Annotated in this window: 20 protein-coding genes; 14 read left to right on the forward strand and 6 right to left on the reverse strand. The window is 62.1% G+C overall.

The genetic code is table 11. The features are described 5' to 3' along the window. The first annotated feature begins 50 nt into the window (after nt 1-50). The 6 genes from urtA to Q0T48_RS12605 all read left to right on the forward strand — a co-directional run bounded on the left by urtA (nt 51) and on the right by Q0T48_RS12605 (nt 7422). Nucleotides 51-1310, forward strand: coding sequence for an urea ABC transporter substrate-binding protein (gene urtA / locus Q0T48_RS12580; RefSeq protein WP_295956838.1), 1260 nt, complete (start codon nt 51-53; stop codon nt 1308-1310). Nucleotides 1311-1606: 296 nt separating this feature from the next. After that, nucleotides 1607-3181, forward strand: a complete 1575-nt coding sequence (urtB, locus tag Q0T48_RS12585; RefSeq protein ID WP_295956839.1) for an urea ABC transporter permease subunit UrtB — start codon at nt 1607-1609, stop codon at nt 3179-3181. Continuing rightward, complete coding sequence (urtC, locus tag Q0T48_RS12590) at nt 3178-4281, forward strand: urea ABC transporter permease subunit UrtC (protein WP_295956840.1); 1104 nt, start codon at nt 3178-3180, stop codon at nt 4279-4281. Before urtB ends, urtC begins: the two co-directional genes overlap by 4 nt. Beyond that, on the forward strand, nt 4278-5153 hold the full coding sequence (gene urtD / locus Q0T48_RS12595; protein WP_295956841.1) for an urea ABC transporter ATP-binding protein UrtD: 876 nt from the start codon (nt 4278-4280) through the stop codon (nt 5151-5153). The genes urtC and urtD overlap by 4 nt, the downstream gene beginning before the upstream one ends. A 2-nt stretch (nt 5154-5155) precedes the next feature. After that, complete coding sequence (urtE, locus tag Q0T48_RS12600; RefSeq protein WP_295956842.1) at nt 5156-5848, forward strand: urea ABC transporter ATP-binding subunit UrtE; 693 nt, start codon at nt 5156-5158, stop codon at nt 5846-5848. Between the two features lie 176 nt (nt 5849-6024). Further along, nucleotides 6025-7422 carry an HDOD domain-containing protein gene (locus Q0T48_RS12605; RefSeq protein WP_295956843.1) on the forward strand — a complete coding sequence of 466 codons (1398 nt, stop codon included), beginning with the start codon at nt 6025-6027 and terminating at the stop codon, nt 7420-7422. Nucleotides 7423-7493: 71 nt separating this feature from the next. Here the strand turns inward: Q0T48_RS12605 and Q0T48_RS12610 are convergent, their stop codons facing one another. Next, nucleotides 7494-8384: an EamA family transporter gene (locus Q0T48_RS12610; RefSeq protein ID WP_295956844.1), complete on the reverse strand. Its 891-nt coding sequence runs from the start codon at nt 8382-8384 to the stop codon at nt 7494-7496. A gap of 170 nt (nt 8385-8554) precedes the next feature. Between Q0T48_RS12610 and Q0T48_RS12615 the strand changes: the two genes are divergently transcribed. The 4 genes from Q0T48_RS12615 (at nt 8555) to Q0T48_RS12630 (ending at nt 11614) form a co-directional block, all read left to right on the forward strand. Further along, on the forward strand, nt 8555-8764 hold the full coding sequence (locus tag Q0T48_RS12615) for a hypothetical protein (protein WP_295956845.1): 210 nt from the start codon (nt 8555-8557) through the stop codon (nt 8762-8764). A 21-nt stretch (nt 8765-8785) separates the two neighbouring features. After that, on the forward strand, nt 8786-9160 hold the full coding sequence (locus Q0T48_RS12620) for a hypothetical protein (RefSeq protein ID WP_295956846.1): 375 nt from the start codon (nt 8786-8788) through the stop codon (nt 9158-9160). 79 nt (nt 9161-9239) lie between these two features. Beyond that, complete coding sequence (alaC, locus tag Q0T48_RS12625) at nt 9240-10451, forward strand: alanine transaminase (RefSeq protein ID WP_295956847.1); 1212 nt, start codon at nt 9240-9242, stop codon at nt 10449-10451. Nucleotides 10452-10534: 83 nt separating this feature from the next. Continuing rightward, nucleotides 10535-11614, forward strand: coding sequence for an adenylate/guanylate cyclase domain-containing protein (locus Q0T48_RS12630; RefSeq protein ID WP_295956849.1), 1080 nt, complete (start codon nt 10535-10537; stop codon nt 11612-11614). A gap of 64 nt (nt 11615-11678) precedes the next feature. Here Q0T48_RS12630 and Q0T48_RS12635 read toward each other — a convergent pair whose 3' ends face one another. From Q0T48_RS12635 to Q0T48_RS12655, 5 genes are read right to left on the reverse strand one after another with little or no spacing between them, the layout of a single operon-like run. Then, nucleotides 11679-12509 carry an urease accessory protein UreD gene (locus Q0T48_RS12635; RefSeq protein WP_295956851.1) on the reverse strand — a complete coding sequence of 277 codons (831 nt, stop codon included), beginning with the start codon at nt 12507-12509 and terminating at the stop codon, nt 11679-11681. A gap of 13 nt (nt 12510-12522) precedes the next feature. Further along, entirely contained in the window at nt 12523-14253 is a 1731-nt protein-coding gene (locus tag Q0T48_RS12640) for a tetratricopeptide repeat protein (protein WP_295956852.1), read from the reverse strand. Nucleotides 14254-14268: 15 nt separating this feature from the next. Then, nucleotides 14269-14577 carry a flagellar basal body protein gene (locus Q0T48_RS12645; protein ID WP_295956854.1) on the reverse strand — a complete coding sequence of 103 codons (309 nt, stop codon included), beginning with the start codon at nt 14575-14577 and terminating at the stop codon, nt 14269-14271. Nucleotides 14578-14587: 10 nt separating this feature from the next. After that, nucleotides 14588-14734 carry a hypothetical protein gene (locus tag Q0T48_RS12650; RefSeq protein ID WP_295956856.1) on the reverse strand — a complete coding sequence of 49 codons (147 nt, stop codon included), beginning with the start codon at nt 14732-14734 and terminating at the stop codon, nt 14588-14590. Nucleotides 14735-14786: 52 nt separating this feature from the next. Further along, nucleotides 14787-15032, reverse strand: a complete 246-nt coding sequence (locus tag Q0T48_RS12655) for a hypothetical protein (protein ID WP_295956857.1) — start codon at nt 15030-15032, stop codon at nt 14787-14789. Between the two features lie 260 nt (nt 15033-15292). Here Q0T48_RS12655 and Q0T48_RS12660 point away from each other — a divergent pair, with 260 nt between their 5' ends. The 4 genes from Q0T48_RS12660 to Q0T48_RS12675 all read left to right on the forward strand — a co-directional run bounded on the left by Q0T48_RS12660 (nt 15293) and on the right by Q0T48_RS12675 (nt 18887). Then, nucleotides 15293-15871: a spore coat protein U domain-containing protein gene (locus Q0T48_RS12660; protein ID WP_295956859.1), complete on the forward strand. Its 579-nt coding sequence runs from the start codon at nt 15293-15295 to the stop codon at nt 15869-15871. Between the two features lie 93 nt (nt 15872-15964). Further along, entirely contained in the window at nt 15965-16492 is a 528-nt protein-coding gene (locus tag Q0T48_RS12665; RefSeq protein ID WP_295956861.1) for a spore coat U domain-containing protein, read from the forward strand. Nucleotides 16493-16622: 130 nt separating this feature from the next. After that, nucleotides 16623-17327 carry a molecular chaperone gene (locus Q0T48_RS12670; protein WP_295956863.1) on the forward strand — a complete coding sequence of 235 codons (705 nt, stop codon included), beginning with the start codon at nt 16623-16625 and terminating at the stop codon, nt 17325-17327. Further along, nucleotides 17328-18887, forward strand: coding sequence for a fimbria/pilus outer membrane usher protein (locus tag Q0T48_RS12675; RefSeq protein WP_295956866.1), 1560 nt, complete (start codon nt 17328-17330; stop codon nt 18885-18887). It begins immediately after the preceding gene. The last annotated feature ends 101 nt before the right edge of the window (nt 18888-18988 follow it).

Below are 18988 nucleotides of genomic sequence, written 5' to 3' on the forward strand. Positions count from 1 at the left end.
ACCGGCATACCGCGGCGAGCCGGGTTCATTTACTTTCTGGAGAAGCACACATGCAACGTCGATTTACTCTCAAGGCGATTACCGCCGCTGTCGCCCTGGCCTCCCTGTCCGTGGTGCCTGCTTTTGCGGCCGACACCATCAAGGTCGGTGTGCTGCACAGCCTGTCGGGCACGATGGCCATTTCGGAAACCGTGTTGAAAGACACCGTGCTGATGGCGATTGACGAAATCAATGCCAAGGGCGGCCTGCTGGGCAAGAAGCTGGAACCCGTGGTGGTGGACCCCGCGTCCAACTGGCCGCTGTTCGCCGAAAAGACCAAGCAGCTGCTGGGCCAGGACAAGGTTTCCGTGATCTTCGGCTGCTGGACCTCGGTGTCGCGCAAGTCGGTGCTGCCGGTCGTGGAAGAAATGAACGGCCTGCTGTTCTACCCTGTGCAGTACGAGGGTGAAGAGCTGTCCAAGAACGTGTTCTACACGGGTGCTGCGCCTAACCAGCAAGCCATCCCCGCGGTGGACTATTTGATGAGCAAGGCCGGTGGCGGTGCCAAGCGTTGGGTCCTGCTGGGCACCGACTATGTGTACCCCCGCACCACCAACAAAATTCTGCGCGCCTACCTGCTGAGCAAGGGCGTGAAAGAGGCCGACATCGACGAGAAGTACACCCCGTTTGGCCATAGCGATTACCAAACCATCGTGGCTGACATCAAGAAGTTCTCGGCCGGTGGCAAGACCGCCGTGGTGTCCACCATCAATGGTGACTCCAACGTGCCGTTCTACAAGGAACTGGGCAACGCCGGCCTGAAGGCCAAGGACGTGCCCGTGGTTGCCTTCTCGGTGGGTGAAGAAGAGCTGCGCGGGGTCGACACCAAGCCGCTGGTGGGCCACTTGGCCGCCTGGAACTACTTCATGAGCATCAAGAGCCCGGCCAACACCGAGTTCATCAAGAAGTGGTCGACCTACGCCAAGGCCAAAAACCTGCCCGGCGCCGACAAGCCTTTGACCAACGACCCGATGGAAGCTACCTACATCGGTATCAACATGTGGGCCCAGGCCGTGAAGAAGGCCAACAGCACCGACACCGACAAGGTGATCGCTGCCATGGCCGGCCAGAAGTTCAACGCACCCTCGGGCATCGTGTCTGAAATGGATGCCAAGAACCACCACCTGCACAAGTCGGTGTTCATCGGCGAAATCAAGGCCGACGGCCAGTTCAACGTGGTCTGGAAGACACCCGGCCCAGTCAAGGCCGTGCCATGGAGCCCGTACATCGAAGGCAACGCTGGCAAGCCTGACGAACCCGTGAAGAAGTAAAAGGATTAGTACACCCCCAGGCTACAGAGCTTCGCTTCTTTCGCCAACCCCCTTGCAGGGGGCGATACCAGCAGCCTGGCAAAGCCAGTTCTGCGGTATCCCTGGAAAGAGAGGGTGCGTGCTTGGCTTGAGGGTGGGGTGTTTCGTTTGACGTTCAACGGGCACCTCCTTATTTTTTCTCCGGGCGCCTCTTGCTTTGGGCGAGTGGCGCTTTTTTTTCGGCAGGCGGGGCCTGCTGGAACACTATTTGCATACAGATCTGGTATCGCTTCCATGCTCAACCAACAGGCCGCTCCATGTTGATTCGACGACTATTCTTTGCTGCTACGCTTTTGGTAGCTGGTCACGCTTATGCACTGAGCGCTGACGAGGTAAAAGGCTTGGCCATTGGCGAAACCGAGACGCGCATCGAGGCGTTGAACAAGGCCGTGGTCAGCGCCGACGACAAGACCGTCGCCTTCATCCAGGCCCTCTCCGACGACCAGGTCAAAACCCTGGGCGACAAGGTTTTTGTGGTGCAGGGCGACAAGGCGGTAGACCCGATCACGGGTGCCGATGTGGCGCTGCCCGCGGATGCCGAAGACATCATCAACAACAACCAAATGCGCGGCGAGCTGGACAATGCGCTGGCCGCCGTCAAGCTGTTTTCCAAAGACGACAAGCTGCGTGCCGCGGCGGTCAAGACCCTGCTGGCCGAGCCCGACGAGAACAAGCTGGCGCTGGTGGAAAAGGCCTTCGCCGCCGAAACGGTGCCCGCTATCAAAGACCAGTTGGGCCTGCTGCGCGGAGCCTTGCTGCTCAACAGCACCGACAAGGCCCGCCGTCTGGAAGCCGGCAAAACCCTGGCCGACAGCGGCAACCCCAGCACCAAGACCGTGCTGCTGGCGCGCCTGACCACCGAGCCCGATGCCGATGTAAAGGTGGCCCTGAACGCCGCTCTGGCCAAGGTCGAGGCCTCGCTGGCCTGGGGCGACAAGCTGGGCGCCATCTTCAGCGGCATCAGCTTGGGCTCCATCCTGCTGCTGGTGGCTCTGGGCCTGGCCATCACCTACGGGCTGATGGGCGTGATCAACATGGCCCACGGCGAGCTGATGATGATCGGTGCCTATGCCACCTATCTGGTGCAAACCGTCTTTCTCAAGTATTTGCCAGGTGCCTTTGACTGGTATCTGCTGGCCGCCGTGCCGGTGTCGTTCCTGGCATCGGCCCTGGTGGGCGCAGCGCTGGAACGCAGCGTGCTGCGCTTTCTGTACGGCCGCCCGCTGGAGACTTTGCTGGCCACCTGGGGTATCAGCCTGATGCTGCAGCAGGGCGTGCGCAGCCTGTTTGGCGCGCAAAACGTCGGCGTGGAAAACCCGGTGTGGATGAGCGGCGGACTGCAGGTGATGGCGAATCTGTCGCTGCCTTACAACCGGCTGGTGATCATCGCGTTTGCGGTGGCGGTGCTGCTGGGTGTAGGCTGGCTGATCGGTAAAACCCGGCTGGGCCTGTTTGTGCGCGGGGTCACGCAAAACCGCCCCATCGCCTCGTGCATGGGTGTCAACACCGCGCGTATCGACACCTACGCATTTGCACTCGGCTCCGGCATTGCCGGGCTGGCCGGATGCGCCCTGAGCCAGGTGGGCAACGTCGGCCCCGACCTGGGCCAGGGCTACATCGTGGACGCGTTCATGGTGGTGGTGCTGGGCGGCGTGGGCCAACTGGCGGGCACCGTCTACGCCGCCATGGGCCTGGGCATTTTGAACAAGTTTCTGGAAGGCTGGACCGGCGCGGTGCTGGCCAAGATTGCCGTGCTGGTGTTGATCATCATCTTCATCCAGAAGCGCCCCCAAGGAATTTTCGCCATGAAGGGCCGGAGTGCAGAAGCATGAGCAAAGTTAATTTACCAACCAAAGGCCCGCTGTTGACCCGCACCGGCTGGAGCAGTTTCATCGTGGCGCTGATCGTGGTCTGCGCAGTGGCACCGCTGCTGAACCTGGTGGTGCCCGCCGACAGCGTTTGGCACATGAGCGACTACGCCATTGGCCTGGTCGGCAAGATCATGTGCTACGCCATTGCCGCCCTAGCCATGGACCTGATCTGGGGCTACACCGGCATTTTGAGCCTGGGCCACGGCATGTTTTTCGCGCTGGGCGGCTATGCCATGGGCATGTACCTGATGCGCCAAATCGGCCACGACGGCAACTACAAAAGCGACCTGCCCGATTTCATGGTCTTCCTGTCGTGGAAAGAACTGCCCTGGCACTGGGCGCTGAGCGGCAGCTTCGGTGCCACACTGTTTCTGGTGGTGTTTGCCCCCGGCCTGGTGGCGTTGATTTTTGGCTTCTTTGCCTTCCGCTCGCGGATCAAAGGCGTGTATTTTTCCATCATCACCCAGGCCATGACCTTTGCCGCCATGTTGCTGTTCTTCCGCAACGAAACCGGCTTTGGCGGCAACAACGGCTTTACCGACTTCAAACGCATCCTGGGCGTGCCCATGGCTACCACCTCGATGCGCATGTTCTTGTTTGTGCTGACGGGCTTGACGCTGCTGGGTTTCTTCTTGTTTGCCAAATGGCTGGTCGGCAGCAAATATGGCCGCGTGCTGCAAGCCATCCGCGATGCTGAAACCCGGGTCATGTTCTCGGGCTATTCGCCCCTGGGCTACAAGCTCAGCATCTGGGTGATTTCGGCCGTGATGTGCGGTGTGGCCGGTGCCCTGTACGTGACCCAGGTCGGCATCATCAACCCCAGCGAAATGAGCCCGGCCAACTCGATCGAGATTGCGGTGTGGGCGGCGGTGGGTGGGCGTGCCACGCTGATCGGGCCGATTTTGGGTGCCTTCATCGTCAACGGGGCCAAGAGCTGGCTTACCGTGGCCTACCCCGAGTTCTGGCTGTACTTTTTGGGTGCCTTGTTTATTGCGGTGACCTTGTTCTTACCTGATGGGGTTGTTGGTTTGGTGAAGAAATTAAAGGGAGCCAAAGCATGACCCCCGATCTGATGGAAGAGGGCGCGCGCCGCCTGGAAGCCAAGGAGCCTGCCTATGTGTCGGGCAACACCGAGTCCGGTGGCCGCGAAGCCGGTTTCTCGCGGGTGCACACGCCCGGCGAGGTGGATGTGTCCCATGGCCGCATCTTGTACCTGGAAGACGTGCATGTGAGCTTTGACGGCTTCAAGGCCATCAACGGCCTGTCGCTGGACATTGCGCCCGGCGAGCTGCGCTGCATCATCGGCCCCAATGGTGCGGGCAAGACCACGATGATGGACATCATCACCGGCAAGACCCGGCCCAATTCGGGTACGGTTTTTTTCGGTAGCACCATCGATTTGCTGCGCCACAACGAGCCGCAAATCGCCCAGTTGGGCATTGGCCGCAAGTTCCAAAAGCCCACGGTGTTCGAGCAGCTCAGCGTGTTCGAGAACCTGGAGCTGGCGCTGAAAATGAACAAAAGCGTCAAGTCGTCCATGCTGTTCAAGCTGGATTCGGCGCAGAGCGACAAGCTGGCCGAGATGCTGGTCACCATCCATTTGGCCGACAGCGTGACGCGCCAGGCCGGCAACCTCAGCCACGGGCAAAAGCAGTGGCTGGAGATCGGCATGCTGCTGATGCAAGACCCCAAGCTGCTGCTGCTGGACGAGCCCGTGGCCGGTATGACCGACGAGGAAACGGCCCGCACCGCCGAGCTGTTCTTGACGCTCAAGGGTAAGCATTCGCTGATGGTGGTGGAGCACGACATGAGCTTCATCCGCACCATCAGCGAGATCGTCACCGTGCTGTGCGACGGCTCCGTGCTGGCGCAAGGCACGTTGGACCAGGTGCAGGCCGACGAACGGGTGATTGACGTCTATTTGGGCCGCTAACCATGCTGAATGTAAAGAATGTTAACCAATACTATGGCGGCTCGCACATCCTGCGCGATGTCAGCCTGCAATGCAGCCTGGGCAAGGTCACCGTGCTGCTGGGCCGCAATGGCGTGGGCAAGACCACGCTGCTCAAGTCGCTGATGGGCCTGGTGCAGATCAAGACCGGCACCATTGCGCTCGACGGCAAACCGATCCAGGGCTTCACGCCGTATGAACGCGCCCGGGCGGGCGTGGGCTTTGTGCCACAGGGTCGTGAGATTTTTGCCCGCCTGACAGTGGAAGAAAACCTGCGCATGGGCATGGCCTACAAGAGCGCCAGCACGCCGATTCCGGCCGAGCTGTTCACGCTGTTCCCGGTGCTCAAGCAAATGATCAACCGGCGTGGCGGCGACTTGTCGGGCGGACAGCAGCAGCAGTTGGCGATTGCCCGCGCGCTGGCGGCGGGGCCGAAACTGCTGATCCTGGACGAACCCACCGAAGGCATCCAGCCCAGCATCATCAAAGACATCGGCCGCGTCATCCGCATGCTGGCCGACCGCGGCGACATGGCGATTTTGCTGGTGGAGCAGTACTACGACTTTGCGCAAGAGTTGGCCGACGACTACCTGGTGATGGAACGCGGTGAGTTCATCGCCCGCGGCCTGGGCAAGGACATGGAAGCCAACGGCGTACGCAATCTGGTGGCGATCTAGGCGCACCGCTAGGCTGGCGCAGGCAGTTCTGTCGGTGGTTCTGGAAGCGGTGCGTTCTGTCTGATGGTGGGCGCTGAGTCGTTTCGATGTAACAAAATCATACAAATCGAGGTAGAAGGCGATAAAGTCAGACGTATTGCTTTCCTCAACCTCTTTGTGGACAAAGTTCCAAGCCCATGACCTCTTTTTTCCAACGTGTGCTGTCCAAACTGTTTGGTGGTATTCCGGCTCCTGCTCCCCAACCCAGCGTTCGCAGCACCCGTCCGCAGCCCGTCGCCAGCAAGCCCGCTGTCGCGGCTGCTCCGGCACCTGCCATCCCACCCTCGCGTCCCACACCCGTCGCCTTGGCGGCACGGCGGCCCCTGATGGGGGCGAATGGGCAGGTGGCGGGGTTTGAGTTTCGTATCGATGACGCGGCGCTGCGTGCGCTGGCCATGGGGGCTGACCCGGTGGCGCAGGCGGCGCACGTGGCGGCGGTGCTGGTCGCTGCGCGGCTGGTGGCCATGGATGGGCGCATCGGCTTTGCGCGCCTGCCGGCCGCCTGGCTGGCGCTGGCGGGGGTGCCTAAAAATGACGCGGGCACGGTGATTGGGGTGGAGTTTGATGCGGCGGCGGCACCTTTGTCGTCCGAGGCAATGTTCGGCGTGGCGGCCAAAGTGGCCGAGTTTCGCGCGGTGGGGGCCAAACTGGCCTGGGGAGCCGGGCAGTCCATGGGCTCCAACCCTGACTTTTTGTTGGTCCGGCCTGGCACGCCCGAGGCGGTGACCGGGCTCATCGCCGCCGTCAAGGCACCGCCTGCGGGCTTGACGAATATTCCTTTTATTGCCACCGATATGGCCAGCGTGGAAGACCTGGAGCGCGCCTTGCAAGGCGGCGTGCGGCTGGCCAGCGGCAGCCTGACGGCTTCGGACATGGCCACCACCCTGGCCCAGGCCGGGCCGCTGGCACCCGAAGCGGGCCGCGTGGCGCTGCTGATCAGCAAGCTGGCTGCGGGAGCCGACACGGCGGTCATCGTGGGCGACATCAAGGGCGACATCGGCGTGTCGGTGCGGCTGCTGCAGCGCATGAACAGCGCCAGCTACGCGCACCTGGGTGGCATCTCCAGCATCGACCAGGCGGTGATGCTGCTGGGCCGTAACGACCTGCACCGCTGGTTGTCGCTGATGCTGATGCAGTTTGCGGGCAGCCGCCAGTTGTCGTCGGCCCTGCAAGAGGTGGCGCTGTGGCGCGCGCGGCTGGTCGAGCTGCTGGCCATGGAACGCGGCGAATCCGAGCCGGGCCGCTTCTTTACCCTGGGTCTGGCTTCCATGCTGGGCCTGATTCTGAAAATGGCCCCTGCTGAAGTGGTGTCCACCCTGAGCCTGCCACCTGAGGGTGCGCAAGCCCTGCTGTCGCAGTCCGGCCCTTGGTTTGTTTACCTGCGCACTGCGCTGGACGTAGAAAACCAGACCGCCAGCGAAGCCAGCGCCGCCGCCGATGGCTTTACCAGCGCCGCTCGCGTGCTGGAGTTGTCGAGCCAGGCCTGGGCCTGGGCGGCAGAAAACACCGTGCGTGCATCCACACCGGCGGCTTAATCCAAATTACTATGTATTTGATAGCTGCCACCGTAGGTGTAATAAGCGCTAGAGGCCATTTTTATATAAATTTACCGGGCTTGCAGACGGGGCCGTAATTGCGGCCACAGCAGGTTCAGCACCAGTCCCAGCATTACCAAGGCTGCCGCCACCAGCTTCCACGCGGGTAGCGGCTCGCCCAGCCACCAGGCCGATGCGCCCATGCCAAACACCGGCACCAGCAAAGCCGTGGGCGTGATGGTCGCCGCCGGGTGGCGGGCCAGCAGCCAGCCCCAGGCGGCGTAGCCAAACAGGCTGTTGCCCCAGGCCTGCCAGGCCAGCGCCAGCCAACTGGGCAGATCGGCGTGGGTGACGGCGGTGCGCCAGGCATCCGCGCCCTCAAACACCAGCGATAGCAGCAGCAAAGGCGGCACGGCAAATGCGCTGGACCAGACCACGTAGGCCAGCATGTTGACCTTGCCTGCTTGCTTGGATGCCGTGTTGCCGCCCGCCCACGACAGCGCTGCGCCCACCACCATGGCCAGTCCCAGTGGTGTGGTGCTGCCGTCGGTGTGCAGCACGATCACCGCAATGCCCGCCACCGCCAGCAACAGCGCGCACCACTGGAAGGTTTGCACCCGCTCGTGCGCGGTGCGCATGGCCAGGCCGATGGTGAAAAACACCTGCACCTGCACCACCAGTGAGGCCAACCCTGGCGAAATATGCCCTTGCATGGCTAGGTACAGCAGGCCAAACTGCCCTACGCCAATCAACAAACCATAGGCCGCCAAGTTGCCCCACGACGCTGCTGGGCGCGGCAGAAACAGCACCGCAGGTAGCAGCGCCAGCGCAAACCGCAAAGCTGCCAGAAACAGCGGTGGAAAGTGCACCAGCGCCACCTTGATCACCACAAAGTTGCTCCCCCACACGGCCACCACGGCCAAGGCAAGTAAAAAGTGGCGCAGTGGGAGAGGTGTGGGCATGGGGTGGTAACTATGGTTTTGATAGCTGCTGGCGCAGGTGAATCAAGCGTGAGAGGCTTGTTTTTTATAAATTCTATCTGTGCAGCATGGAAGGAGGTTCCCGGCGTTCCAGGTCATTGCATACAGGCGTGTGCGCTCCTAGAATGAAGCAACTACCCCAGGAGCCCGACATGGATGTTTCTTCAGTCTATCGGCAGACCGTACAGCCGACCCCAGCCCCGCAGCGCGTGGATGCCGCCCAGCAGGCACAAAACCGCGCGGCCCGGCAAGACGATGCCGACCTGAAAAAGGCCACCGAGGTCACAGAAACCAAGCTGCCCAAACCCGTGGTCAACAGCCAGGGCCAAACCACCGGGCGTATCGTCAACACCACTGCCTGAGCCTGCACTGCAGGGCCCGCCATGGTCAGCATCACCGCCAACAGCAGTGCCGCACCGTCTCTCTCGGCCACGGTGGATAAAACGCGGGTCATCCAGGCCCGGCGCGATGCCGAGCAAGCCCAAAGCACCGCCGACGACCTGCGCCGCCAGGCCGACAGTGCCGACCGCACCGCCCAGGTCAGCCAGGACAACGCCCGCAGCCTGGCCGAGCGCAGCAACCAACTGGTCGCTAATTACGTGCAAACCCAGCGCGGAGCTAGCAACGAACCCCGCACGCTAGGTCCGAGCGTGGTGTCCCGGCTGTATGCCGACCCGCCGTCGGCATCGCTGCTGCTGCCGCCCGTAGTGAATGCGCAAGGGCAGGCTACAGGGCAGTTAGTCAACCTCAGCGCCTGATACCATCTCACCGGGCTTGTCCACATCGGCAGGCCACGTCGCTCGGACGGTTCCGGGCGCTTACGTGAGATTTATCAACATGGCTGCATCCTCCGCAGGCAAGCGCCGCTTCGCGCGCATTGACCGGCTTCCCCCCTACGTCTTTAACATCACGGCCGAACTCAAGCTGGCCGCGCGCCGCCGTGGCGAAGACATCATCGACATGAGCATGGGCAACCCCGACGGGGCCACCCCAGCGCACATCGTTGCCAAGCTCACCGAGGTCGCGCAACGGCCCGACACCCACGGTTATTCGGCCAGCAAGGGCATTCCGCGCCTGCGCCGGGCCATCAGCAAGTGGTACAAAGACCGGTATGCGGTAGACATCGACCCCGACAGCGAGGCCATCGTCACCATCGGCTCCAAGGAGGGCCTGGCCCACCTGATGCTGGCCACGCTGGACCGCGGCGATACCGTGCTGGTGCCCGACCCCAGCTACCCCATCCACATCTATGGCGCGGTGATTGCCGGGGCAGACATCCGCAGCGTGCCCATGGCCGAGGGCGTGGACTTCTTTGGCGAGCTGGAAAAAGCCATCCGCGGCAGCTACCCCAAACCCAAGATGATGGTGCTGGGCTTCCCCAGTAACCCCACTGCGCAATGCGTGGAGCTGCCGTTCTTCGAGAAAGTGATTGCCCTGGCCAAAAAGCACGACATCTTTGTGGTGCACGACCTGGCCTATGCCGACATCACCTTCGACGGCTGGAAGGCCCCCAGCATCATGCAGGTGCCGGGTGCCAAGGACATTGCGGTGGAATTCTTCACCTTGAGCAAGAGCTACAACATGGCGGGCTGGCGCATCGGCTTCATGGTGGGCAACCCCGACCTGGTAGCGGCCCTGGCGCGCATCAAGAGCTACCACGATTACGGCACCTTCACCCCGCTGCAGGTGGCCGCCATTGCCGCGTTGGAGGGCGACCAGAGCTGCGTGGCCGAGATCGCCGCCACCTACCAAAGCCGCCGCGACGTGCTCTACAAGGGCCTGATGGAGGCCGGTTGGCAGGTCGATTGCCCCAAGGCCAGCATGTACATCTGGGCGCGTATCCCAGAGCATTACGCGGCGCTGGGCTCGCTGGAGTTTGCGACGCAGCTGCTGGCCAAGGCCAAGGTGTCGGTGTCGCCCGGCATCGGCTTTGGCGACCATGGCGACGGCCACGTGCGCTTTGCCCTGATCGAAAACGAGGCCCGTATCCGCCAGGCGGTGCGCGGTATCAAGGCGATGTTCAAGGCCGACGGGGTCGCTGGGCACTGAGCGGGTTACAGGGTGTTGCATCTTGACCATAATCGGGTGCCACCCTATTCTCCAACCCAACAATCACATGGAACGCAGACCGCATGAAAACTGATCCGAGGATGGAGGCGCGCAGTCGCCTGCAGGCGCTGCTGGCGCGAGAAACCGGCTCGCCGGTGTCGCCCGCAGTTGAGGCCGAGCTGGCGGCGATTGTGGATGCGGCGCTGGGTGGCCCGGACACCGCCAACCTGCCGGTGGTGAACCGCGAGGTGACCATTCTGGTGGCCGATCTGCGCGGCTTCATTGCGCTCACCGCCACCCAGCCTGCGGGCACCATCGTGACCATGCTCAACCTGTGCCTGGAGCGCATGAGCGAGGTCATCTACCGCTACCAGGGCGTGATCGACAAGTTCACCGGCGACTCCATGACCGTGCTGTTTGGCGCTCCCGTGGAGCGGCCCGACGATGTGATGCGCGCCATGGCCTGCGCGGTGGAGATGCAACTGGCCATGCGCCTGCTGAACGACCAGTACCAGCGTGGCCGCATGCCCGAGCTGTTCATGGGCATTGGCCTGAACACTGGCACGGTGATAGCGGGCCGGTTTGGCTCGGAGGCGTTTTCGCAGTACACGGTGATCGGCAACCAGGTCAGCCTGGCCTCGCGCATCGAATCCTTCAGCCTGCGCGGCCAGGTGCTGATCAGCGAGAACACCTACCAGCGCTGCCACGGCACGGTGTCGGCCACCGAGCCGGTGGAGGTGTTTGTGGCGGGCAAGCTGGTGCCGGTGAAGGTGCGCGAGCTGATCGCCATCCCCAGCATGCACCTGAAGGTGCCGCGCCAGGAGTTTCGCCGCAGCCACCGGGCCGAGGTGCGCATCCCCTGCAGCCTGCAGATTCTGGAAGGCACCACCGTGCTGCCCAACGCCATCAAGGCCCACATCCTGGACATCGGCTACCACGGCGTGCTGCTGGAACTGGACCTGCCGATCGAGGTGGGTTTCGACGTGAAGCTGAACTTCGACATGACCCTGGTCGAATACCCGGTGACCGACATCTACGCCCGCGTAATGAAGGCCAAGCACGAAGATGGCCATCTGCTGGCGGGCCTGGAGTTCACCGCGCTGGGCACCGAAACCAACACCAAGCTACAAATGTTTGTGCAAATGCTGGTGGGTGCGGGCTAGACTTTTGATAGCTACTAGCGTAGGCGGTATATGCGCTAGAGGCCTATTTCATACATAATTTTGGCTACATTGCCCAGATGCGTGGGCGGGTGGCAGACAGGCCCCAGAAGTGCGCCCGCCATGCCGCCCATACCTGTTTGATAAGGTCCATCGCGGGCTCGACCAGGGGGGCCAGCACCCGCACCACCACCACCTGGCCGTCCGGGCTGGTGGCTCCGGCGGTGTGGTGCAGGCTGTGCCCGTCGATCACTTGCCGGGCCACATCCAGCGCAGCCGACTGTCGGTGCTTGTCCAGCTTGCTGCCCGCTAAAAAGAAGATTGAGGCCATGCACTTGTGGCCAGCCAGGCCCAGCGGGCTGTCCATCAGCCGGGTGTCCAAGGCATCGATACGGCCCCGCTCCAGCCACACGCCGGGCAGCTCCAGGTGCTGCACATACTGGCCCTGGGCAAATGGCTGGTTGGCTTGCGGCAGGCCGAATGCGGTCACGTCCCAACCCATCAACTCCGCCCCCGGCTCCAGCGCAAAGCGCACGCGGTTTTCGGCATGGCACTGGTGGTAGCAAATTGCCTCGGTGGGTAGCCATTCCAGCCGCCCACCTGCGGCGACCCGGATTTGGGTGTTTTGCAGCGCCAGTTCGCCTGCCGAGCGGTAAAACCGCGTTGCGCCGGGCGTGGTGATCAGGCCGTGGGCACCGGGCTCCACCTGTACGGTGATGTCCAACGTGTCGCCGCCGACCAGTCCGCCAGGCGGGTGCACCAGCACGTTGTGGCAAATGGTATCGCCTTCGGGGTACAGGCTTTGCAGAATACGGAGCGGGCCTTTGTGCTGGTGGCGGGCCACGCTGCGGGCGGCTTCAAGGCGGTAGTTCAGGTCAAGTTGGGCGTGCCAGGACATCGTCAAAAGAAGTTCAAAGTGGATCGGAAGGCAAGAGGCTCGGGGGCAGAAATGCATGGCGCGGCACGGGTGGCTCGGCGGGCTGCCAGCCGGGCAGGGCGCGCGCCTTGGTGCCGCCCCCGGTGCGCAGCATCAGCGCGCCTGCCGGCCGTTTGAGGTCGCCCAGTACCGAGCGGCTGTGGGCCGGGGCAAAGCGGGTGCGCAGGTCTTGCACGCGGGCCCGCAGGCTGGCACCGTCGTCCATGGTGTCGCCGTAGCGTTGCAGCACCAGAAAAGCGGTGTCGATCAGCCGGGCGTTCAGTGTGGTCTGGCCGGGGATCAGCAGGTTGTCTACCGCGCCCTGCGGGTTGCCGTGCAGGCTCAGCGACATCGCGCTTTCGGTGATCTGGGTGATGTGGGTGTTGCAGGCGCGGATGCGCTCGGCGTGGGCGGGGTGGGCTGCGGCCGAGGTGATGAGCAGCTCGCTCAAGGGTCGGGTGGTGCAAAAGCGCATGCCCAGCGTGTCGATCACGGCCTCGATCTTGTCGATGAATACCTTGCGCTGCGCCAGCGCACAGGCCAGGGCCAGCAGGTTGGCGGCGGCCTCAAAGTCAAATTCGGGTGCGGTGAGCTGTTCGGCCAGTGCCTTGACGGCTTCGACTGCCGCAGGGAACTGCTGCTCTTGTACCAGCACCAGTGCACTAATGGTGGCCGCGTGGCGCTCTGTGCGCAGGGTGTCGGTGCTGCGGGCGGCGACGCGTTTGAATTCTTCCTGGCAGCGTAGCAAGGCTTTTTTGTCGCCGGACTCCAGCCGCAAAAACGCCAGCAGCACCAGCGCCTGGCAGTCCAGCATTTTGGAGTCCAAGCCCATACGCACCGTGCGCTCCAGCAGCAGTTCGGCCTGTTTACGGTCGCCCACGTAGGTCATCAGCAGGCCGAAGTTTTGCGCCCGGGTGATGGAGTGGGGCGAGAGCTGGGCGGCGTTTTGGTAGGCCTCCAGGGCCAGCGGGTATTTGCCCAGCTCAAACTGGGCCCGGCCTAGCATGTCGTAGGCATCGGCGTAGTCCGGGTGCTCGACCAGCAGTTTTTCCAGAGCACTGGTGGCTTTGGCGGTCTGGCCGCTTTCCAATAGGGTGCGGGCGATGCCCAACTGGGCCCAGAGCATGGGTTTGGTCGCAATCACGGCGTTGAACAAGGTCTGGGCTTGTTCAAACTGGCCGGTGCGCAGCAGCAGGTCGGCCGCCATGCGTGCCGCATACAGCCAGAACGGGCCTTTGGAGGCAAAGCGCTGCAGGCATAAGCGGGCAGCGTGGTCAAAGTTGCCGCTGTCGATGGCTTCAAAGATCTCGCGTAGCGACAGCTTGCGGGTGCGGGCCTGGTAGAGCCGTTCGCCCAGGCTGTTGGCGCTGTGCGGCTTGAGCAGATAGCCGTCCAGCGCCGACTCGGCGGCATCGACCACTTTGGCATAGGTGGCCTCGGCCGTGACCATGATGAAGACAGTGGAAAACGGCAGCAACTGGTTGCGCCGCAGGTCGTCCACCAGGTCTTGCCCGGAAAACCCCCGGCTTTCAAACGCGTGTTCGCACAGCACTACGTCAAAGCGCTCTTGTTCCAGCAATTTGCGCGCGGTGGTGGTGTTGATGCACTGCACCACCTTGCCCACGCCAAACTCCCGCAGCTGTGCCACCAGGATGGAGCGGGAGGTGGCATGGCTGTCGATGACCAGCGCCTGGCTGGTAGAGAGGTCGTCGGGGCGGGGTTCCACGGGTTTTGGGGAGCTTCAGGCTTGTGCGTTCAGCAGCGTTCCCAGCATCGCATCGTTGGTTTTGAACACGCTCAGGTTGGCGAGAAACGCGTTTTTGGCCTGCAACTGGGCGACCACGTCGCCTTCCAGCCCCGGGCTGGGCTGGCTGGACCGCTCTACCTGGGTGCTGACACCGCCGCCAGATTGCGTGCTTTGGTCCACCTGCAGGGGGCGAAACCCCTCGGTTTGGCTATTGGCTACGTTGTGGGCCGAGGCTTGCAACCGGGTTTGTGCCGCCTGCAGGCCAGAGAACGCAATCGCGGAGGTGGAGGAGGTGATGTTCATGGGATGCCGATCAGGGCCCGCAGCAGTCCAGCAGGTAGGTGCCTGCAAACCACACCAGCCCGCCACAAAACAGTACGGCAATCACGCACACGCTCAGCAAACGGCCAAAGCGGGGCTTGATTTCTTGGTATGCAGGGGTGGGGTTCTCGTCGGCCATGGCGTTATTTTTCAGAGGTTGCAAAACACTTTTAGTATGCACCCGAACCGACCTAGTTCCACCGCAAGTACAGCCAGCCGCTCAGCGCCGCACCTACCACCCACAGCAACCAAGTTTGCGGTACCGCATAGGGGTAGAGCATCAGCGCCACGCCGGTCCAGGTGAGCATGCTGCGCTTGCTGCTGCGCCCCCGCCGGTAGGCCACAAAGCCGATGAGGCTGAACAGCACCACGCCCACTAGATACGCTGGGCTGGGTAGCTCCAGGCCGAGGGCCGACAGGCTTTGTAGTTCGTTCATGGAGACGGTGCTTTTGCGAAATTCAAAATCATAGGCCATTGCCCGCAGGCTCTCTGTGGCCTGTTCACAGTTGCGTCACGATCTTTTGCCCCCCTCCACCCAGAATCCGCCCATCGATCTCGCAAAGGTCGTAGGCCCGGAGCAAAGTACCCAGTTTGCTTCCCGTTGAAAACACACTCTGCCAAAGATCCCCAGCTTGTACCAAGCGCTCTGCGGCAGACGAGGACGAAGACCTCGCCCTACTGGATGGAGAAATGACCATGAAAACTCGTAATCACCTCGCTGTTGCCGCTTTCGCTTTGGGCTTGGGTATGGCAAGTGTGGGCGCACAGGCTGCTGGTAGCCTGGCCGGTCAGCTCAACGTGCAAATGGTTTTGCAGTCCAGTTGCTACATCACGGGTGCGCCAGGTGCGGGTGCTACGGGTGTCAATTTTGGCGCGCTGGACTTCGGTGCGCAGCCTGGCACCTTCACCGGAGTGTTGATTGCATCTGCCAGCGGTGGCGCAGGCGGTGCGGGTGCGACGCAGATTACCTGCTCGCCAGACATTACCGCCATTTCGGTATCGGTCAACGGGGGGAACAACGCAGGCCAGGGTGGCAGTGTGGGCGCGGGCTCTCGCGCCATGAAGCTGAGCACCTCTTATTTGCCATATGAGGTGTACAGCGATGTTGCGTTGACCACGGCATACCCCGTGAATGTCTCGTCGCTGGGCGTGGTGCTGCCCGGTACAGGGGCTCCGGTGGCCTTGCCGGTATTTGGCCGCATCAACAAGACGAGTTCTAGCGCCATGACTAGCGGTACCTATGTGGATGTGTTGCAAGTAACGCTGACTTGGTAGCCCATGGCCATTGCCTCCACCCACTTCAGAATGCATAGCATCCGTGGCAAGGTAGGTTGAGTGGTTTTTGCCATGAACCACAAGGAGTGCCGTATGCGTTGCCTGCTTTTCTTTGCGTTGGCAGGATGGGGTGCGTCAATGGCTTTGGCTGCGACACCCATTCCCACCACGGCCAGCTTTGCGGTGAATGCCACGGTCCTGCCCGGTTGCCTGGTGGTAGGTAACACCACCCAGACGGCGGGGGTGGGCTTCGGTATGCTGGACTTTGGTACCCATTCTGCGGCCGCGTCCGGCACCATGTCGGCATCGCTGACTGCTAGCGGCGGCAGCATGGCCCAGGTGCAGTGCACACCGGGGGCTGCGGTAATGGTCACGATGGATGGCGGGCTGCATGTACTGGGTTCCCAGCGCCGGCTGAAGATGGGTGCTAACAGTTACCTGCCCTATGCGCTGTATATCTCCTCCAGCATGTCCACGCCATTCCAGCCCGGTGTAGGTGTTTCCGTTGATACCAGTGCGGGTGCCATGACGCTGCCGGTCTACGGTGTGGCCACATGGCCCAGTGGCGGGTTGCCTGGCGGCCAATACAGCGACACGGTGCAGGTGGTTTTTTCTTGGTAAACCGCACAGACTTTATGGAGGCTTGGGTATGTACAACATATTGAGCACAAAGGGTGGGCGTAGGGCTTGCGCGGTGGCCGGTTTATGTGTCTTGCAGGCTAGCCAGCTTGGACATGCTGCCAGCTCTGTAATGATCTGGCCGGTAGATCCGATTATTGAAGATGGCCAACAGGCAACTGCCTTGTGGTTGGAGAACCGTGCCAGCGACAACGTTTCGCTGCAGATACGCGTGTTTGGCTGGAGCCAGTCGGGTACTGCCGAAAACTTCGAAAACCAGGATGAACTCATTGCCAGCCCGCCTTTGGCGGTCATACCGGCAGGCCAGCGCCAACTGATCCGGTTGATGCATACGGCACCGGTTCCCGCTGGTAAGGAGCTGGCTTACCGGGTGCTGGTAGATGAGCTGCCAGAAACCGATGTTTCCAATGGTCCGCCACCCGACGGCAGCCTTGGTGGCGGTGCCATGGGCGTGAAATTGCAAATTCGTTATTCGATTCCGCTGTTTGTCAACGGTAAAGGCGTGTGGACCAAGCCCCGCGCGGACAAACCCCGTGATCCGGCAACTGCTGCGCAGCCCGCGCTGACCTGGCGAGCGGTGCGCGAAGGTAATGCGCAGTACCTGGTGGTTCGCAACAGCGGTCCGGCCCATGCGCGCATAGTGGCTGTGCAGTGGGTGGGGCCAGGGCCGCCGGTGGTGATAAATCCTGGCCTGCTAGGTTACGTGCTTGCCAATTCTGAAATGCGTTGGTTGCTGTCTGCGCCACCGCCACCAGGCTATGCACCAGAAGCCAAGGTCAACGGTGGCGAGGCACCGATGCAACTGCCATCCCGCTAAATGCGCGTGTTCAATCGCCATCCATCCAGCTCCGCTGGATTTGTATGGCGCCGTTTTTGGAGCAAGGTTGGTGTGGGTGCCGTGCCGGTGTGGCTGGCGATGGCGGTGCCAAGCACCTATGGCCAGCCGCTCCCGCCTGCACCAAGCCGTATCGCACCGGTACAGATCACCTTGTTTTTGGAGCTGGTAGTCAATGAGCGTGCCAGTGGCCAGGTGGTGCCGGTGGTGGTGCGCGATGGTCACTATTTTGTCCGAGCTGCCGTGTTGCAATCTTTGAATGTCCGAACCGAAGCGAGCCCTGGTGCGCTGGTGGCCGCGGACCAGATCCTTGGTGTTGCCCTGCAGTACGACAGCATAGGACAGCGTCTGAAACTTACGGTGCCCACCGACTGGTTGCCTTCGCAGGAGCTGGGGAGCACGGCCATCAACTCTTTTTCTGCCCAGAGCAGCACAGGCGGACTGCTTAACTACGATCTTTACGCCAGTAATCCTGAGCGCAGCGCTACCCAGGCATCCTTGCTGAGTGAACAGCGGGTGTTCAGTAGGTGGGGCACCTTGTCCAATACGGGGGTGTACCGCTACGGCGCGCAGACAACGGGCAAAGGCTATATGCGCTACGACACCCGCTGGACTTATTCAGATACCGAGCGTATCCGCACCTACACCGCCGGGGATTTGATTGCTGCCCCTCTGTCTTGGGGCAGTGCCGTGCGGATGGGAGGGTTTCAGATAGCGCGCAACTTTGCCATACGGCCTGACCTGGTGACGTATCCGCTGCCGCAGTTTTTGGGTCAGGCGGCTGTGCCCTCGGCGGTGGACCTGTTTATCAATGGCTACAAGGCAGGCAGCGAAACCGTGCAGCCAGGGCCGTTCACGCTCAACGCCATTCCGTATATCAACGGGGCAGGAGAAGCATCTGTAGTCACGACCGATGCATTGGGGCGACAGGTGGTGACGACGGTGCCGTTTTATGTGGCCAATACGCTGCTGAAAAAAGGCATCAACGACTACAGCCTGGCGGTGGGGTCATTGCGGCGTGCTTACGGTATCCAGAGTTTTGCCTATGGCCCCGCCGTAGCCAGTGGTGCTTACCGGGTGGGCTTGAGTGACACCTTCACACTGGAAAGTCGGGCCGAAATGGCCTCTTCGTTGGTGGTGTTGGGGATTGGTGGGGTGCAGGCACTGGGGACTTGGGGCGTGCTCAATAGTGCCTGGAGCCAGAGCCAGGTGCGCGGCCAATCAGGCCGGCAGGTGAATCTGGGCTACCAGTACAACGGACGTCTTCTGGGTTTTGGTGTGCAGCACACTGTACGCAGCCAGGGCTATGCCGATTTGAGCCATTACGACACGGCTAATCTGGCTCTGAATCGGCGCAGTACTCAGCTGAGCAGCAGCTTCTCGTTGGGGCAGGCGGGGGCGCTGTCTGCAGGGTATTTCAGTGTCGAAGATGCCGACCGGCAGCGAACTCGCCTGCTGAGCTTGTCGTACAGCAAACCCTTGCCGGGCAATGCATTTTTGGCGGTTAAGGCAACGCTGAATAAGTCCCGACCTGGCGCGTGACTTGCATTGGTATTGTCATCCCTCACAAGGCGACAAAGATGAAGCAACACACCCTGGCCCTGGCCGCCGACCAAGAAGCGGGATTCGCCCAGCACCGCAAA

It is taken from the genome of Rhodoferax sp. (genome assembly GCF_025354435.1).
Taxonomy (GTDB): domain Bacteria; phylum Pseudomonadota; class Gammaproteobacteria; order Burkholderiales; family Burkholderiaceae_C; genus Rhodoferax_B.

Excerpts from the sequence above, each read along its gene's own strand:
- Q0T48_RS12630 (WP_295956849.1), top strand. The coding sequence starts at position 10,535 with ATGAAAACTGATCCGAGGATGGAGGCGCGCAGTCGCCTGCAGGCGCTG.
- Q0T48_RS12645 (WP_295956854.1), bottom strand. The coding sequence starts at position 14,577 with ATGAACATCACCTCCTCCACCTCCGCGATTGCGTTCTCTGGCCTGCAG.
- Q0T48_RS12655 (WP_295956857.1), bottom strand. The coding sequence starts at position 15,032 with ATGAACGAACTACAAAGCCTGTCGGCCCTCGGCCTGGAGCTACCCAGC.
- alaC (WP_295956847.1), top strand. The coding sequence starts at position 9,240 with ATGGCTGCATCCTCCGCAGGCAAGCGCCGCTTCGCGCGCATTGACCGG.
- Q0T48_RS12650 (WP_295956856.1), bottom strand. The coding sequence starts at position 14,734 with ATGGCCGACGAGAACCCCACCCCTGCATACCAAGAAATCAAGCCCCGC.
- urtC (WP_295956840.1), top strand. The coding sequence starts at position 3,178 with ATGAGCAAAGTTAATTTACCAACCAAAGGCCCGCTGTTGACCCGCACC.
- Q0T48_RS12605 (WP_295956843.1), top strand. The coding sequence starts at position 6,025 with ATGACCTCTTTTTTCCAACGTGTGCTGTCCAAACTGTTTGGTGGTATT.
- urtD (WP_295956841.1), top strand. The coding sequence starts at position 4,278 with ATGACCCCCGATCTGATGGAAGAGGGCGCGCGCCGCCTGGAAGCCAAG.
- Q0T48_RS12660 (WP_295956859.1), top strand. The coding sequence starts at position 15,293 with ATGAAAACTCGTAATCACCTCGCTGTTGCCGCTTTCGCTTTGGGCTTG.
- Q0T48_RS12675 (WP_295956866.1), top strand. The coding sequence starts at position 17,328 with ATGCGCGTGTTCAATCGCCATCCATCCAGCTCCGCTGGATTTGTATGG.
- Q0T48_RS12635 (WP_295956851.1), bottom strand. The coding sequence starts at position 12,509 with ATGTCCTGGCACGCCCAACTTGACCTGAACTACCGCCTTGAAGCCGCC.
- urtA (WP_295956838.1), top strand. The coding sequence starts at position 51 with ATGCAACGTCGATTTACTCTCAAGGCGATTACCGCCGCTGTCGCCCTG.
- Q0T48_RS12620 (WP_295956846.1), top strand. The coding sequence starts at position 8,786 with ATGGTCAGCATCACCGCCAACAGCAGTGCCGCACCGTCTCTCTCGGCC.
- Q0T48_RS12670 (WP_295956863.1), top strand. The coding sequence starts at position 16,623 with ATGATCTGGCCGGTAGATCCGATTATTGAAGATGGCCAACAGGCAACT.
- Q0T48_RS12665 (WP_295956861.1), top strand. The coding sequence starts at position 15,965 with ATGCGTTGCCTGCTTTTCTTTGCGTTGGCAGGATGGGGTGCGTCAATG.
- Q0T48_RS12610 (WP_295956844.1), bottom strand. The coding sequence starts at position 8,384 with ATGCCCACACCTCTCCCACTGCGCCACTTTTTACTTGCCTTGGCCGTG.
- Q0T48_RS12615 (WP_295956845.1), top strand. The coding sequence starts at position 8,555 with ATGGATGTTTCTTCAGTCTATCGGCAGACCGTACAGCCGACCCCAGCC.
- urtB (WP_295956839.1), top strand. The coding sequence starts at position 1,607 with ATGTTGATTCGACGACTATTCTTTGCTGCTACGCTTTTGGTAGCTGGT.
- urtE (WP_295956842.1), top strand. The coding sequence starts at position 5,156 with ATGCTGAATGTAAAGAATGTTAACCAATACTATGGCGGCTCGCACATC.